At 74.4% G+C, this 14,696-nt stretch carries 15 protein-coding genes; 12 read left to right on the top strand and 3 right to left on the bottom strand.

What is annotated here, in order from left to right:
* The first annotated feature begins 93 nt into the window (after nucleotides 1-93).
* The 5 genes from DEH69_RS04645 to DEH69_RS04625 are packed head-to-tail and all read left to right on the top strand — an operon-like array spanning nucleotide 94 to nucleotide 3,583.
* Nucleotides 94-789, top strand: a complete 696-nt coding sequence (locus DEH69_RS04645) for a hypothetical protein (protein WP_147255418.1) — start codon at nucleotides 94-96, stop codon at nucleotides 787-789.
* Between the two features lie 39 nt (nucleotides 790-828).
* Complete coding sequence (locus DEH69_RS04640; RefSeq protein ID WP_113685591.1) at nucleotides 829-1,113, top strand: hypothetical protein; 285 nt, start codon at nucleotides 829-831, stop codon at nucleotides 1,111-1,113.
* Between the two features lie 2 nt (nucleotides 1,114-1,115).
* Complete coding sequence (locus tag DEH69_RS04635) at nucleotides 1,116-2,570, top strand: hypothetical protein (RefSeq protein WP_113685590.1); 1,455 nt, start codon at nucleotides 1,116-1,118, stop codon at nucleotides 2,568-2,570.
* Nucleotides 2,571-2,627: 57 nt separating this feature from the next.
* Nucleotides 2,628-3,239: a hypothetical protein gene (locus DEH69_RS04630; RefSeq protein ID WP_113685589.1), complete on the top strand. Its 612-nt coding sequence runs from the start codon at nucleotides 2,628-2,630 to the stop codon at nucleotides 3,237-3,239.
* A complete protein-coding gene (locus tag DEH69_RS04625; RefSeq protein ID WP_113685588.1) occupies nucleotides 3,236-3,583 on the top strand; it encodes a hypothetical protein in 348 nt (115 codons plus the stop codon). Before DEH69_RS04630 ends, DEH69_RS04625 begins: the two co-directional genes overlap by 4 nt.
* A gap of 9 nt (nucleotides 3,584-3,592) precedes the next feature.
* On the opposite strand, the gene DEH69_RS04620 is transcribed toward DEH69_RS04625, so the two are convergent.
* Both DEH69_RS04620 and DEH69_RS04615 read right to left on the bottom strand, forming a co-directional pair.
* Nucleotides 3,593-4,966 (bottom strand): PH domain-containing protein, encoded by a 1,374-nt coding sequence (locus DEH69_RS04620; RefSeq protein WP_113685667.1) that lies wholly within the window; start codon nucleotides 4,964-4,966, stop codon nucleotides 3,593-3,595.
* Between the two features lie 5 nt (nucleotides 4,967-4,971).
* Nucleotides 4,972-5,394 carry a PH domain-containing protein gene (locus DEH69_RS04615; RefSeq protein WP_309302757.1) on the bottom strand — a complete coding sequence of 141 codons (423 nt, stop codon included), beginning with the start codon at nucleotides 5,392-5,394 and terminating at the stop codon, nucleotides 4,972-4,974.
* A 314-nt stretch (nucleotides 5,395-5,708) separates the two neighbouring features.
* Between DEH69_RS04615 and DEH69_RS04610 the strand changes: the two genes are divergently transcribed.
* Nucleotides 5,709-6,803, top strand: a complete 1,095-nt coding sequence (locus DEH69_RS04610; protein ID WP_113685666.1) for an NADH-quinone oxidoreductase subunit D — start codon at nucleotides 5,709-5,711, stop codon at nucleotides 6,801-6,803.
* Between the two features lie 89 nt (nucleotides 6,804-6,892).
* Here DEH69_RS04610 and DEH69_RS04605 read toward each other — a convergent pair whose 3' ends face one another.
* A complete protein-coding gene (locus DEH69_RS04605) occupies nucleotides 6,893-7,870 on the bottom strand; it encodes an SAM-dependent methyltransferase (protein WP_258534443.1) in 978 nt (325 codons plus the stop codon).
* Nucleotides 7,871-7,969: 99 nt separating this feature from the next.
* Here DEH69_RS04605 and DEH69_RS04600 point away from each other — a divergent pair, with 99 nt between their 5' ends.
* The 6 genes from DEH69_RS04600 to nadC all read left to right on the top strand — a co-directional run bounded on the left by DEH69_RS04600 (nucleotide 7,970) and on the right by nadC (nucleotide 14,695).
* Complete coding sequence (locus tag DEH69_RS04600) at nucleotides 7,970-9,181, top strand: sensor histidine kinase (protein WP_113685585.1); 1,212 nt, start codon at nucleotides 7,970-7,972, stop codon at nucleotides 9,179-9,181.
* Nucleotides 9,182-9,275: 94 nt separating this feature from the next.
* The gene (locus DEH69_RS04595; RefSeq protein WP_113685584.1) at nucleotides 9,276-9,980 is read left to right on the top strand and encodes a response regulator transcription factor; all 705 of its coding nucleotides are present in this window, start codon (nucleotides 9,276-9,278) and stop codon (nucleotides 9,978-9,980) included.
* A 111-nt stretch (nucleotides 9,981-10,091) separates the two neighbouring features.
* Complete coding sequence (locus DEH69_RS04590; protein ID WP_258534430.1) at nucleotides 10,092-11,060, top strand: Rossmann-like and DUF2520 domain-containing protein; 969 nt, start codon at nucleotides 10,092-10,094, stop codon at nucleotides 11,058-11,060.
* Nucleotides 11,057-11,926: a pantoate--beta-alanine ligase gene (gene panC / locus DEH69_RS04585; RefSeq protein ID WP_113685582.1), complete on the top strand. Its 870-nt coding sequence runs from the start codon at nucleotides 11,057-11,059 to the stop codon at nucleotides 11,924-11,926. The genes DEH69_RS04590 and panC overlap by 4 nt, the downstream gene beginning before the upstream one ends.
* Nucleotides 11,923-13,659: an L-aspartate oxidase gene (locus DEH69_RS04580; protein WP_113685581.1), complete on the top strand. Its 1,737-nt coding sequence runs from the start codon at nucleotides 11,923-11,925 to the stop codon at nucleotides 13,657-13,659. Before panC ends, DEH69_RS04580 begins: the two co-directional genes overlap by 4 nt.
* Nucleotides 13,646-14,695 carry a carboxylating nicotinate-nucleotide diphosphorylase gene (gene nadC / locus DEH69_RS04575; protein WP_113685580.1) on the top strand — a complete coding sequence of 350 codons (1,050 nt, stop codon included), beginning with the start codon at nucleotides 13,646-13,648 and terminating at the stop codon, nucleotides 14,693-14,695. Before DEH69_RS04580 ends, nadC begins: the two co-directional genes overlap by 14 nt.
* Nucleotide 14,696: the final 1 nt, after the last annotated feature.

The raw sequence follows: 14,696 nt of genomic DNA, 5'->3' as shown, positions 1-14,696 counted from the left end.
TGCCCCCTTCCTGAGTGGCCGGATACGGTACCTTGACGCATCGGATGGAAGTCCGACGATGTCCAGTGTGCTGATGTGAACGGGGAGTTCCGCGTGACGGTGGCGGATGAGCGGCAGGCGGGGGTCGGGGACGCCGTCGAGGACGCGGGGGAGCGGGACGGGCGGGGCGAGTCCGCCGAGCCGGACAAGCCCGCGCCGCCGACCGGTTACCGGATGACCACGCCGACCGACTGGTTCCGGATACCCCTGCGCGACGGCGATAAGCGCGGCAAGGCGCTGCGGGCACTGCTGGACATCACCTATCCGAATCGCGACGAATTCGCGCTCAAGCGGCGCGAATTGCTCGATCTGATGACGAGTGTGACCGAAAGCAGCGCCCAGCGCGACGGCGTCGAGCTGTATGTCTCCACCCAGGCGGCGCTCGGCGTGCCGATCCCCGCGAGCCTGCTCGTGACCGCCGAGCCCGAGGACCCGGCCCAGCCGCGGCAGATTCCCGCGGTGATGGTGGCCGACGGCATCAGGGACAAGTACGGCAAGGACGCCGAGGTCTCGGTGGTGCGGCTTCCCTCGGGCAACGCCGTTCGCTGCCGCCGGCTCGAAACCAGTGACTCCACGAGGGAACTCGGAGCGCCGAAGCAGCGTCCGAGCACATTGTTGGAGTTCTATCTGCCCGTCCCCCACTCGACCGCGTGGCTGCTGCTGACGTTCAGCGCGCCCCTTCTTGAGCTGGCCGACGCGCAGATGCAGCTCTTCGATGCCGTCGCCTCCTCGTTCCGCTGGTCGAGGTAGCGCTCGCCGGTCATCCGGCCATGAGTGAAAGGGGTGGGAATGTCTGATCTGATCGTGACCATTGGCGAGGTCAGGGAGCTGAGCGACAAACTCCGCCTTGTCGCCACGGAGTTCGAGGGGTCCGAGGACATCGCCTCGGACTACGCGGAGGAGGTCAGCCACGGTGATCTCGCCCACGAGCTCGAGCAGTTCGCCGAGAACTGGCGGATCCACCGCAACAAGCTGATGGAGTCGCTCCAGTCGTTCGTCGAGATGGCGAAGGCGGCCGCCGACGGGTACGACGGCGTCGAGCTCGAGCTGACCAACGCCCTCGAGGGGAACTGACGATGACGCGCCCTGCCGACTGGTATCCGCTGACCGAGGGCGAGGACCCCGTCCCGGGCGACTGGGAGTTGGTCCGCGAGGCCGCGGCCCGCTACCGGCGCACCGCGGACGCCATCCAGCGCGCCAAGACCCTGCTCGGCGAGGTGACCAACGCCGAGAACGGCTGGCAGTCGCCCGCGGGCGAGGCGTTCCGCGAGAAGTCCACCGAGCTGTCCGATGACATCTGGAAGGCGTACGGCCGCTACGACGCCGCGGCCAGCGCCCTCGCGGACTACTGGCCGCACCTCCAGGACGCGCAGGAGGAGAGCCTCACCCTCCGCACCCAGGCCCAGGACGCCAAGGAGCGCGCCGACGCCGCCGCCGCGCAGCTCGGCAACCTCGAGGACGCCGCCGACAACGACGACATGGAGGACGCGGACCGCGAGACCAACGAGCAGCAGCAGAACGACGCCCGCACCGCCCAGGGCAACGCCGAGGCGGAGCTGGCGAGTCTGCGCAGCCGACTGGCCACGCTGGTCGAGAACAAGGACTCGGCCGCCCAGCGCGCGGCCGACGCGATCGGCGACTTCATCGGCGGCGACGGCCTGAAGGACGGCTTCTGGGACAAGGTAGGCGAGGTCCTGGTGGTGATCGGCGAGTGGGCCGGGAGAATCGCCGCCATCTGCGGGGTCCTGGCGCTGCTCGTGGGCTGGATACCCATCATCGGGCAGGCGCTCGCGGGCATTCTCGGCACGATCGCCCTGGTGGCGAGCGTGTTCTCGCTCATCGGCAACATCATCCAGGGCAAGTGGCTCAACGCCGCGCTCGACATCATCGGCATCGTCACGTTCGGCCTGGGCCGTTCGCTCGGCGTCGCGGCCAGGGCGGCCGGTGGCGGCGCGCGCTTCCAGGCGTTCCGCAACGTCATGCGCATCTCGACGGCGGGCAACAGGGCCGCGCGCAACGCGCACGCCGCCCGCGTCCTCGGCGACAGCGGCGGGGACCTGCTGGCCCTCTCCCGCAGCGGCCCCTCGGGGCTGATGGGCTGGGGCCGCGCCACGTTCCGCGGCGTGGGCAGCGACTTCGTGCGCGACGCGGGCACGGTGCTGTCGCGCTCCAACTGGGGCCAGGCGTTCAGCCAGGCGGGCGGCGCGTTCCGCGGCGGCGGGCTCCAGGGCGGCATCCACCGCATCCTGGGCTCCACCGACTCCGCGAGCGCCCTCGCCTCGCTCAACCGGGCCGGGGACCTCGGCGCCGACGTGGGCGGCCTCGGCCGCGCGGGCGGCTTCCAGATGGCCAACAACGCGCTCGGCGCGGGCTCGGGCCAGGTCGGCCTGTGGGGCGTCGAGGGCATCGGCTCCCTCGGCGACTGGCCCTCGTACGCCGAGGGCGGCGCCGAGCTGCCCGAGGGCTTCGTCCAGGAGCCCGTGGGGGCGGGCGAGTTCACGTACCAGCCGTCCGAGGCCGTCGCGCGCTGAGCCGCGCCGCGCCGGGCACCCTTCGGAAGAGTCGGAAGAGAGAGTGGGCACGACGTCATGACCGAGTGGGTGGCCGCGTTCGAGCACCCCGAGGGCGGGTGGATCCCCCTCGACATGGAGTCCATCAACGCCGCCGAGGAGGCCGCGCAGCGGATCGCCGACCGCGGCGGCGCGGAGAACCAGGAGTACGCCGAGCTCGCCTATCCCGAGCTCAAGGCCATCAGGGACGGGGCGCTGGAGCGCGGCGCCTCGCCCGTGATGGTCTTCGTCCCCGAGGTCCCGTCGCTCTCGCGGCCGCTCGTGGTGGTCACCGTCTTTGTCGCGCCCGTGGACGTGGGCGAGGAGCGCACCCTGGAGAACATCGCGCGACAGGTGCGCAAGCCGCGCGACTTCAGGTACCGCGAGCCGCTGATCGACGAGGTCGAGCTGCCCGCGGGCCAGGCCCTGCGGGTGCACGAGCTGGTGGTCAACGAGGAGGGCGACGACGAACGCCGGGTGCTGATGGAGTACGTCTCGCACTATGTGATCGTGCCCGACTACCCCAAGGGCGTCTTCGAGATGACCGTCACCTGGGCGAGCCCCGCCATCGGGCCCGAACTCGCCCAGACCGCAGACGAGATGGCGGCCACCCTGACCGTCAGCCGTGAACCAGAGGAAGGTGAGGGATGACCAGCTCCCAGCCGCGGTACGTCTTCGAGCAGGTGCAGATCGGCAAGGGGCTGCGGCCCCTGGCCCAGCACGGCTTCATCGTGATCGACAACCAGGGCGTGCTGAGCCTGCTCGGCACCGAGCGGCAGCCCATCGACAGCTCGCCCCTTGCGCAGATCACCGCGTCCAAGATCCGCTTCACCGGCGGCAAGACGGTGTCCCTGACGCTGGGCAACGGCAACAAGTACAACGTCGCACCCGGCTGGGGCGCGCGCGGGGCGTTCGAGCTCGGCGACGTGGGTCATGTCAAGACGGCCGCCGAGGCGCTCCTCACGCTGATCGCGGCCAATGGCGGCAAGGCGTGATCGCCGCGCTCACCGGCCGCCGGTGAGCCAGCGCTCGGGGGCCGCGCTGCGGCGCCCGAGGCGTGAGCGGGTGGCCTGGGCCGCGACCTCGGAGGCCGCGTAGGCCGCGTCCTGGAGGCGGGCGGTCGCCGTGCCGCCCGCGCCGTGGTCCACATGGATGTCCGCGAGGCCGAGGCGCTGCGCCCATGGTCCGCGCGTCAGCCGCACGCTCTGCACCTTGGCGTGCGGCACGAGCGTGTGCTCGCGGCGAAGGCGCCCGCGGCGCGCGACGAAGACGGCGCCGGTCACGCCGTAGCCGTATCCCCTGTGCCAGACGGGCACCGCCAAGCGGGCCCGGTCGGGGGCGGGGCGCACGGCGGCCATGGCCTTGTCGAGGTCGACATCGGGCAGGATCCTGGCGATGAGCGCGGCGGCCACGGGGCGCGGCGCGACGGGCAGGAGCAGCCCGCCCTCGTTCCCGGCCCCGGCGACGGACAGCTCCACGCGCACCCAGCCGCGCGGGCGCCACAGCAACGGCTCCAGCACGCGCACCGACTGCACGCGGCCCGGCGGGACGGTGGCGTGGTCGCGCTGGAGCAGGCCGTGGTCAAGGCGCAGCCCGTCGGGCGACTCGCTGACGGTCCAGCCGTACTGGGTGAGGAAGCTGCCGAGCCCGCCGCGCCAGATCGCGGCCAGCATGGGCAGGATCACGACGAGCGCGGCGAAGACGCTCGCGGTCCCGGCCCAGATCAACGGCGTCAGCACGACGCCCACGAGCGTCGGCCCCCAGGAACTCCCCAGCAGCGCAAGCGCCTTGGCCAGCGTCGCGGAGTCCACGGTGAACAGCGCGTTCGCCGGTGCCTCGCCCGCCGTCGGCGCCGCCTCGGGGGCGATCCCCGCGGCGCGGGCCAGCAGCTCGGCCCGCAGGTCGCGCGCCTCCCGCTCGTCGAGGAACGCCAGCTCGTCGCCCGAGCCCGAGCCGACGACGTCCATCTTGAGCTTGGCCACGCCGAGCGCCCTGGCCACGAGCGGGCGCGTGATGTCGACGGCCTGGATGCGGTCGAGGCGCAGGTGCGCGGTGCGGCGGAAGACCAGGCCCGTGCGGATCCGCAGCTCGGTGTCCGTCACCAGGTAGCGCGTCGCGCGCCACGAGAGCCAGCCGTAGGCCGCCGCGCACAGCACGACCGCGGCGAGCGCAGCGAGCAGCCAGCCGACGCCCACGGAGCCCGACCACGACCTGACGTTCTGCGCGTTCTGCACCCCGACGGCGAAGAGACCGGCGAGCCACGCCCAGGCCCGCCGCCAGGGCGTGAGGGGGTGCAGGCGCTTGCCTCGCCCCTCGGGGAAGCCGTACTCGGGGAAGTCGTCCAGGGGCCCCGATGGCTCGGCCGTCCCCGCCGCCATGCCGCTCACAGCCCCGCCGAGCGGGCCTCGCCCAGCTCCGTGAGCCGGTCCCGCAGCCGCTCCGCGTCCGGCGGGGTCAGCCCGGGGATCGTGGCGTCGGTGGCCGCGGCGGCCGTGTGCAGCTGGAGCCTGGCCAGGCCGAACCTGCGCTCAAGCGGCCCCGACGTGACCTCGACGAGCTGCATCCGCCCGTAGGGCACGACGGTCAGCTGCCGCCACAGCACGCCCCGGCTGATCAGCAGGTCGTCGTCGCGCTCGCGGTAGCGCCACGAGCGCCAGTTCCGGCCGAGGGCGCGCCAGCCCCACAGGCCGAGGGCCAGCGGAACGAGCCCGAGCGCTCCCAGCGCGCCCGCGCCCAGCAGCGGCGGGAGCAGCGCGCCCACCAGCGTGAGCGGGGTCAGCCACAGCGCGAGCAGCAGCCTGCGCATCCGCAGCAGGCCCGGCTGGACCGGGCGCCAGTGCTCGCCTGTCACCTCGGCCACCTCGGCCACCTCGGCCACCTCGGACCCCCCGTCCGGTCGCGGTCCTTCAGCCACCGTGTCCATGCCTTGAAGCTTACGAGGATGCTCACCGAATCCACCCGGCGCGGGAAGGCGTTCGGGGTGACAGACTGGCGCCGGGCCACGCGCACCTCGGGCAGCTGGGAGACGTGATGACGGACGCCACGGGCACCACGCGAGCGACGGTCGGGATCGGGGGCGGGGCCGCGGGCGCGGAGGAGGGCCAGGGCGGCACCACCGACATGGTGCTCAACATCGGCCCGCAGCACCCGGCGACCCATGGCGTGCTGCGGCTGCGACTGACACTCGACGGGGAGCGCATCTCGAAGGCCGAGCCGGTGGTGGGCTACATGCACCGGGGCGCGGAGAAGCTTTTCGAGGCGCGCGACTACCGGCAGATCATCGTCCTGGCCAACCGGCACGACTGGCTGTCGGCGTTCTCCAACGAGCTGGGCGTCGTCCTCGCCGTCGAGCGCATGCTGGGCATGGAGGTCCCCGAGCGCGCCGTGTGGCTGCGCACGCTGCTCGCCGAGCTGAACCGAGTGCTCAACCACCTGATGTTCCTGGGCTCCTATCCGCTGGAGCTCGGCGGCATCACCCCGATCTTCTACGCGTTCACCGAGCGCGAAAGCCTCCAGCACGCGATGGAGGAGGTCTCGGGCGGGCGCATGCACTACATGTTCAACCGGGTCGGCGGCCTCAAGGACGAGCTGCCCGCGGGCTGGACGGACCGGGCGCGCGAGGCGGTGGCGGCGGTGCGCGGCGGGATGACGCGCTTCGACGACCTGGTGCTCGGCAACGAGGTCTTCCGCGGCAGGACGCGCGGCGTGGGGGTCCTGGCGCCGGGCGCCGTGCACGCCTACGGGGTGTCGGGGCCGATCGCGCGGGCCAGCGGCGTGGACTTCGACCTGCGCCGCGACGAGCCGTATCTGGCCTATGGCGATCTCGGCGACGTCCTGCGGGTGGCCTCCAGGGACGAGGGCGACTGCCTGGCCCGCTTCGAGGTGCTGCTCGACCAGGCGAAGAACTCACTCGACCTCGCCGACGCGTGCCTCGACCGGCTGGCCGAGCTGCCGCCAGGGCCCGTCAACCAGCGGCTGCCCAAGGTGCTCAAGGCCCCCGAGGGCGCCACCTACGCCTGGACGGAGAACCCCCTGGGCATCAACGGCTACTACCTGGTGTCCAAGGGCGAGAAGACGCCGTACCGGCTCAAGCTGCGCTCCGCGTCGTTCAACAACATCCAGGCGCTGGGCGAGCTGCTGCCGGGGACGCTGGTGGCGGACATGGTGGCGATCCTGGGGTCGTTCTTCTTCGTGGTCGGCGACATCGACAAGTGAAGCGACGAGTGAAGCGACACGACGAGTGGAGCGACGAGTGGAGCGACACGACGAGTGAGTCGACAAGTGGGCGGCGCCCGCGGCCCGTTCTACAGGGGCGCGGGGATGCCGACGGGCTGAACGAGCCAGGTGAAGCCGCCGAGCCCGCCGGGGTCGGTCAGCTCGGCCGCCTCGCCCGCCGCGCCGAGGGCCCGCAGATACGCCACCGGGTCGGCGCTCGCGAGGTCGAGCGACGGGCGCCGCCCGTCCACCCCGAGCGCCGCGAGCGCGCCCCGCTGCGTCAGCAGGACCGACCCTGGGCCCGCGCAGGCGTCGATGGCCACGTGCGCGGTCAGGTCGCGGTCGCCGTCGGGCACCGGGGGCACGGCGCGGCCGTCCCTGTAGCCCGTGAGCGTGCCGAGCGGCGGCCTCGCGTCCCTGGTGTGCGCGTAGTCGACGGCCACGGCGCAGCCGCGCGCGAGGGTGGCCACGGCGTCGGCCCAGGCCGCGTCGCGCGGCAGCCCGATCTCCGCCCGCGCCCCCGGCTCGGGGCCCAGCGGCCACCAGCGCGCCAGCCACGCCGCGTCGGCCCCGGCCACCGGGGGGCCGAGCCGTTCCGCGCCGTCCCCGTCCACCAGCACGGTCCTGGCCACCCCGTCGGGGCCGACCTCGGCGACGTCGAGCGGGACGTTGTCCAGCCACTCGTTGGCGAACAGCAGCCCCACCGCGCCCCGCGGCGCCTCGGCGCGCCACACGATCGCCGGGTCGAGCCCCGGCGGGCGGGGGGCGCGTTCCACGGCGTACGGGCGCACCCGCGCGCCCACGTCGGGGGGCAACGCCGCGAGCACGCCCGTCACCAGCTCCCCCCGGCCCGCCCCGATGTCCACGAACGCCAGCTCGCCGGGCCGCCCGAGCGCCACGTCCACGCGTTCGAGCAGCCGCGCGACCGCCACGGCGAAGAGCGGCGACGCGTGCACCGCCGTCCTGAAGTGCGCGGCGGGCGCGTGCCGCAGAAAGAAGCCACCAGGCCCGTACAGCGCCCGCTCCATCGCCGCCCGCCATCCATCGGGCCGCCCATCCCTGACCATCGTCACCACCCGCCGTCCACCTTGAGGAGTAGGTGGAGGCATCACGTATCGGCCGTCCGGTTGACTCCCGAGTCGCACACCGTGCCTACTCTGGGTGACGTGAACCGGCTTTACGAATTCCTGCGCCGTCACCCGACCTGGGTGGACGGCTTCTGGGCGTTCGTCCTGCTCTTCACCTCCTTCATGGTCATCGCGCTGCCCGAGCAGGACGCCTACGCCGGGCCCGAGTGGGGCGCCCTGCTGGTGTCCGTGCTGCTCGCCGGGGTGATGACCCTGCGCCGCCGCTGGCCCGAGCGGACGCTGCTGGCCGCCGGCGGCATCGGCCTGCTCCAGGTCGTGGGCGACGTCCCGCCCCTCCCGGCGAACTTCGCGTTCTTCGTCGTCATCTACACCAACGCCTCGGGCAGCGCCCGCTGTGCCTCCCGCCTCGCCCTGCTGATGTCGCTGCTCGCGCCCACCGTCGCCTCGCTCCGCTGGCCCACCGAGGACGCCGACGAGTCCATGGCGAACGCGGTGCTCGGCGCCGTCTTCCTGACCGTCGCCTTCTGCCTCGCCTGGGTGCTCGGCGACTCGCTGCGCACCAGGCGCGCGTACTACGCGGAGCTCGAGCAGCGCGCCCACCGCCTCGAGCAGGAGCGCGAGACCCAGGCCAGGATGGCCGTGGCCGCCGAACGCGCCCGCATCGCCAGGGAGTTGCACGACGTCGTCGCGCACAACGTATCGGTGATGGTCGTCCAGGCGGACGGCGCGGCCTATGTGCTCGACACCGCGCCCGAGCAGACCAGGACGGCGCTGCGCACGATATCGGGCACCGGGCGCCAGGCGCTGACGGAGATGCGCAGGCTGCTCGGCGTGCTGCGCAGCGAGGACGCCTCGGCCACCGGCCAGGACTATGTGCCGCAGCCGGGCGTCGAGCAGCTCGCCGACCTCGTGGACCAGGTACGGGACACCGGGCTGCCGGTGGAGTTCCGCATAGCGGGCACCCCGAGGCCGCTGCCGAGCGGCGTGGAGCTGACGGCGTACCGGATCGTCCAGGAGGCCCTGACCAACTCGCGGAAGCACGGCGGCCCCGACGTCGGCGCGACCGTCACACTGGAGTACGGCAGCGACGCGCTCACCGTGCTCGCCGAGGACGACGGGCGCGGCGCGCAGCGGGACTTGTACGAGGAGCGCGGCGCCGACGGCCTCGGCCAGGGGCTGATCGGGATGCGGGAGCGGGTCGGCATGGTCGGCGGGGTCCTGCTGGCGGGGCCTCGCCCCGGCGGCGGCTTCCGGATCAGCGCGACGCTCCCGCTGACCGGCGGCGAGTGAGGCGCCGCGGGCGATCAGGGCGATCAGGATGATCAGGATGACCGGGGCGGGCGACCGGCGAGGGCCGCGAGGCCGGGAGGCGAGGGCAGGAAGCATGAGCGAGACCGAGGGGGCGGCCGGGGGGCCGATCCGGGTGATGCTGGTGGACGACCAGGTGCTGCTGCGCACGGGGTTCAAGATGGTGCTGGCCGCCCAGGAGGACATGGAGGTCACCGCGGAGGCGGGCGACGGCGTCGAGGCGCTGGACGTGCTGCGCTCCATATCGGTCGACGTCGTGCTGATGGATGTGCGCATGCCACGCCTCGACGGGGTGGAGACCACGCGCCGCATCTGCCAGGGCGGCGCGGGCGGCCCAGGGGCGCCCAAGGTGCTGATCCTGACGACGTTCGACCTCGACGAGTACGCGTTCTCCGGGCTGAAGGCGGGCGCGGCGGGCTTCATGCTCAAGGACGTGCCACCCGACGAGCTGCTGGCCGCGATCCGCGCGGTGCGCAGCGGCGACGCGGTCGTCGCCCCGTCCACCACGCGCCGCCTCCTCGACCGCTTCATCACGCTGCTGCCCACGCCCGACCGCTCGGCGCACCCCGAGATCGACCAGCTCACGGAGCGGGAGCGCGAGGTGCTCATGCTGATCGCCCAGGGGATGTCGAACGGCGAGATCGCGGGCGAGCTGTTCGTCTCCGAGGCGACCGTCAAGACCCATGTCGGGCGGATCCTCGCCAAGCTGCGGCTGCGCGACCGGGTGCAGGCCGTCGTCCTGGCCTATGAGACGGGCCTGGTGCGGGCCGGGGGGCGCTGAGCCGGGCGCGAGGGCCGAGCGGGCGCCCCGGCGGGCGGTCGTAGCATGGGAGCGACGTCCGGTACCGGACCGAAGGACCGGAACGCTCGATCGAAAGAGGCACGCCCCGCCGTGAACGCCGCCGTCAACGCCCCGCGCGCCACCGACGCCCGGGACCGCCCCGCCCGGCTCCGTGTCGGCGTCGTCGGCGCGGGCCGCGTGGGCCCCGCGCTCGCCGCCGCGCTCAGCCTGGCCGGGCACCGCCCGGTGGCCGTCTCCGGGGTGTCCGACGCGTCGCGGCGGCGGGCGGAGGCGCTGCTGCCCGGCGTTCCGCTGGTCGCCCCCGACGAGGTGCTCGCGCGCGCCGACCTAGTGCTGCTGACCGTTCCCGACGACGCGCTCGCGGGCCTGGTCGTGGGCCTGGCCGAGACCGGCGCGGTGCGCCAGGGCCAGCTGGTCGCGCACTGCTCGGGGCGCTGGGGCACGGCCGTGCTCGACCCGGCGCTGCGCGCGGGCGGGCTGCCGCTCGCGCTGCACCCGGTGATGACGTTCACCGGCACCCCGGTGGACGTGCAGCGCCTCGCGGGCTGCTCGTTCGGGGTCACGGCCCCCGCCGAGCTGCGGCTCGCGGCCGAGGCGCTGGTGATCGAGATGGGCGGCGAGCCCGAGTGGATCGACGAGTCGGCCCGCCCGCTCTACCACGCGGCCCTCGCGCTCGGCGCCAACCACCTGGTCACCCTGGTCGCCCAGTCGCTCGAGCTGCTGCGCGCCGCGGGGGTCGCGGCCCCCGACCGCATGCTGGGCCCGCTGCTCGGCGCCGCGCTCGACAACGCCCTGCGCTCGGGCGACGCCGCCCTGACGGGCCCCGTGGCCCGCGGCGACGCGGGGACCGTCGCCGCCCATGTCGCCGAGCTGCGCGCGCACGCCCCGCACGCGCTGGCCGGTTATCTCGCGATGGCCCGCACCACCGCGGACCGCGCCCTCGACCACGGCCTGCTCAAGCCCGAGCTCGCCGAGGCCCTGCTCGGCGTCCTGGCCCAGGGCGGCACGGAAGGCCCCGCGGGCGCGGGCGGCGCGGGCGCCGATGGAGGACAACGATGACGATTGCCGTGGCGCGCCGCGCCGCAGAGCTGCACGCGCGCTGCGCCCCCGGCGCCGAGCGGGCCGTGGTGATGACCCTCGGCGCGCTGCACGAGGGCCACGCGGCCAACATCGAGGCGGCCCGCAAGCGCCTCGCGCCCGGCGGCCTCGTGGTGGTCACGGTCTATGTGAACCCCCTCCAGTTCGGCGCGGGCGAGGACTTCGAGCGCTACCCCCGCACCCTGGACGCCGACGTGGCGCTGGCCGAGGCCGCGGGGGCCGACCTGGTGTTCGCGCCCACGGACGACGAGGTCTACCCCGCGGGCGAGCCCCAGGTGCGGATCGCCGCTGGCCCGGTGGGCGACCGGCTCGAAGGCGCGTTCAGGCCGGGGCACTTCGACGGCGTGCTCACCGTCGTCGCCAAGCTGCTGCACCTGGTCAGGCCCCACCACGCGATGTTCGGCGAGAAGGACGCGCAGCAGCTCGCCCTGATCCGCCGCATGGTCGCCGACCTGAGCTTCCCCGTCGAGATCACCGGGGTGCCCACCGTGCGCGAGCCCGACGGCCTGGCCCTCTCCAGCCGGAACCGCTACCTGAGCGCCCCCGAGCGCGCCACCGCGCTCGCCCTGCACCGCGCGCTCTCCGCCGCGGCCCGGATGCCGAACGCCACGCCCGAGGCCGCGCGTTCCGCCGCCTCCGCCGTGCTCGAGGCCGCCGCGCTCGCCGATCCGCCGCTCGTCCTCGACTATCTGGCGCTCGCCGACCCCGTCGGCTTCACCGAGGTCCCCGACACCCACACCGGCGAGGCGATCCTGGCGGTGGCGGCCCGCGTCGGCGCCACCCGGCTGATCGACAACGTCCGCCTCACGCTGGGAGCGGGCGCATGAGCGACGCCCACCCCCCGATAGCCGTTCCGCTGCCCGCCGCGCTCCCCGCGCCCGCCCCCGGCTGGTCCATCGACGCCGACGTGGTCGTCGTCGGCTCCGGCATCGCCGGGCTGACCGCGGCGCTGCGCTGCGCCGCGACGGGCCTGCGCACCGTGATCGTCACCAAGGCCCGCCTCGACGACGGCTCGACGCGCTGGGCCCAGGGCGGCATCGCCGCCGCCCTCGGCGAGGGCGACACCCCCGCGCAGCACCGCGACGACACCCTGGTCGCCGGGGCCGGGCTGTGCGACGAGGCCGCGGTCGAGGCGCTGGTCACCGAGGGCCCGCGGGCCGTGCGGCGGCTGATCGCGCTGGGCGCCAGGTTCGACGAGGACCCCGAGGGGCGGATCGCGCTGACCCGCGAGGGCGGCCACCACCGCCGCCGCATCGCGCACGCGGGCGGCGACGCCACGGGCGCCGAGATCTCCCGGGCCCTGGTCGCAGCGGTGCGCGCCGCGGGCATCGACACGGTGGAGAACGCCCTCGCCCTCGACCTGCTCAAGGACGCCGATGGCCGGGCCGCCGGGGTCACCCTCCACGTCATGGGCGAGGGCCGCCACGACGGCGTCGGCGCCGTCCGCGCCCCCGCCGTGGTGCTGGCCACCGGGGGCATGGGCCAGGTGTTCTCGGCCACCACCAACCCCGCGGTCTCCACGGGTGACGGCGTCGCGCTCGCGCTGCGCGCGGGCGCCGAGGTCTCGGACCTGGAGTTCGTCCAGTTCCACCCGACCGTCCTGTTCCTCGGCGCGGACGCCAAGGGCCAGCAGCCGCTGATCTCCGAGGCGGTGCGCGGCGAGGGCGCCCACCTGGTCGACGCCGGGGGAACGCGGTTCATGCGGGGGCGGCACGAGCTGGCCGAGCTCGCCCCCCGCGACATCGTCGCCAGGGCGATCACGCGGCGCATGCGCGAGCAGGACGTCTCCCACATGTATCTGGACGCCCGGCACTTCGGGGCCGATGAGTGGGAGCGGCGTTTCCCCACCATCCTGGCCGCGTGCCGCGCGCACGGCATCGACCCGGTGCGCGAGCCGATCCCCGTCGCCCCGGCCGCGCACTACGCCTCGGGCGGGGTCCGCACCGACCTGGCGGGCCACACCACCGTGCCAGGGCTCTACGCCTGCGGCGAGACCGCCTGCACCGGCGTGCACGGCGCCAACCGGCTCGCCTCCAACTCCCTCCTCGAGGGCCTGGTCTTCGCCGAGCGCATCGCCGCCGCCATCGCCGACGACGCCCCCGCGTCCGCCCCCGCGGCCTCGGCCCCCGCCCCCGCGTCCGGCCCGGGCCTGCTGCCGCCCGAGGCGCGCGCCACGATCCAGCGCGTGATGACCGCGGGCGCCGGGGTGCTGCGTTCGAGCGCCAGCCTGGCGGAGGCCGCCGTGGCCCTGGACGCGCTGGCCTCTGACGTCGACCGCAAACCGGCCGAGCCGGGCGCCGAGGCGTGGGAGACGGCTAATCTGCACCTGGTCGCCCGCGTGCTGACCGCCGTGGCGTCCCTCCGCCCCGAGACCCGCGGTAGTCACTGGCGCGAGGACCACCCCGAGCGGGACGATGCCCACTGGCGGCGCCACCTCGTCGTCACCCTCCGCCCCACCCCCGAGGGCTCGGCCCTCGCCGTCCGTACCACCGACACGACCGCGTTCCCTGCGACGGCGCGGCGCCCACGAGGAGAACGAGCAGTCCGTGACCAGCCCTGACATCCCCCGAGCCACGCCCGTCGAGCTCACCCTGCTGCCCATCGGCGCCAGGCCGGGCGAGGCCGAGTCGGCCGGTGGCTGCGGCGCCGGGTGCGGCTGCGGCGCGGGGCACGAGGAGGCGTTCGCCCACGACCCGCTCGAGTGCGGCCTCGACCCCGACCTGGCCGAGCTGCTCGCCGACGCGGGGCTCGACCCCGTCCAGGTCGAGGACATCGCGCACCTGGCGATCGAGGAGGACCTCGACGGCGGCGTGGACATCACCACCGTGGCCACCGTTCCCGAGGACGCCGTGGCCACGGGCGACTTCACCGCGCGCCAGGCGGGCACGGTCGCCGGGCTGCACATCGCCGAGGCGGTGCTCTCGATCGTGTGCACCGACGAGTTCGAGGTGGAACGCCACGTGGCCGACGGCGACCGCGTCGAGCCCGGGCAGGTGCTCCTGTCCGTCACCACGCGCGTCCGCGACCTGCTCACCGGCGAGCGGAGCGCGCTCAACCTCCTGTGCCGCCTCTCCGGCGTCGCCACCGCGACCCGCGCCTGGGCCGACGCCCTGGCGGGCACCCACGCCGCGGTGCGCGACACCCGCAAGACGACGCCTGGGCTGCGCGCCCTGGAGAAGTACGCCGTCCGCCGCGGCGGCGGCGTCAACCACCGCATGTCGCTCTCGGACGCCGCGCTGATCAAGGACAACCACGTCGTCGCCGCGGGCGGCGTGGCCGAGGCGTTCCGCAGGGTGCGCGAGGAGTTCCCCGGCGTGCCCGTCGAGGTCGAGGTGGACCGCCTGGACCAGATCGAGCCCGTCATCGCCGAGGGCGCCGACCTGATCCTGCTCGACAACTTCACGCCCGACCAGACGCGGGCGGCCGTCGCCCTGGTCGCGGGCCGCGCCGCCCTCGAGTCGTCCGGCGGCCTGACCCTGGACAACGCGCGCGCCTACGCCGAGACGGGCGTCGACTACCTCGCGGTCGGCGCGCTCACCCACTCCGCCCCGATCCTGGACATCGGGCTCGACCTCCGCCCCGAGAGGCGCGACTGAC

The sequence above is a fragment of the Streptomyces sp. PT12 genome, assembly GCF_003311645.1.
Lineage (GTDB): Bacteria > Actinomycetota > Actinomycetes > Streptomycetales > Streptomycetaceae > Streptomyces.
This window is presented reverse-complemented; position numbering and strand designations above follow the sequence as displayed.

What these genes read in the sequence shown, in the direction of transcription:
- DEH69_RS04610 (WP_113685666.1), top strand. Translation starts at nt 5,709, where the DNA reads ATGGTGCTCAACATCGGCCCGCAGCACCCGGCGACCCATGGCGTGCTG.
- DEH69_RS04640 (WP_113685591.1), top strand. Translation starts at nt 829, where the DNA reads ATGTCTGATCTGATCGTGACCATTGGCGAGGTCAGGGAGCTGAGCGAC.
- DEH69_RS04635 (WP_113685590.1), top strand. Translation starts at nt 1,116, where the DNA reads ATGACGCGCCCTGCCGACTGGTATCCGCTGACCGAGGGCGAGGACCCC.
- DEH69_RS04620 (WP_113685667.1), bottom strand. Translation starts at nt 4,966, where the DNA reads ATGGCGGCGGGGACGGCCGAGCCATCGGGGCCCCTGGACGACTTCCCC.
- DEH69_RS04630 (WP_113685589.1), top strand. Translation starts at nt 2,628, where the DNA reads ATGACCGAGTGGGTGGCCGCGTTCGAGCACCCCGAGGGCGGGTGGATC.
- DEH69_RS04615 (WP_309302757.1), bottom strand. Translation starts at nt 5,394, where the DNA reads ATGCGCAGGCTGCTGCTCGCGCTGTGGCTGACCCCGCTCACGCTGGTG.
- panC (WP_113685582.1), top strand. Translation starts at nt 11,057, where the DNA reads ATGACGATTGCCGTGGCGCGCCGCGCCGCAGAGCTGCACGCGCGCTGC.
- DEH69_RS04595 (WP_113685584.1), top strand. Translation starts at nt 9,276, where the DNA reads ATGAGCGAGACCGAGGGGGCGGCCGGGGGGCCGATCCGGGTGATGCTG.
- DEH69_RS04580 (WP_113685581.1), top strand. Translation starts at nt 11,923, where the DNA reads ATGAGCGACGCCCACCCCCCGATAGCCGTTCCGCTGCCCGCCGCGCTC.
- DEH69_RS04625 (WP_113685588.1), top strand. Translation starts at nt 3,236, where the DNA reads ATGACCAGCTCCCAGCCGCGGTACGTCTTCGAGCAGGTGCAGATCGGC.
- DEH69_RS04605 (WP_258534443.1), bottom strand. Translation starts at nt 7,870, where the DNA reads ATGGTCAGGGATGGGCGGCCCGATGGATGGCGGGCGGCGATGGAGCGG.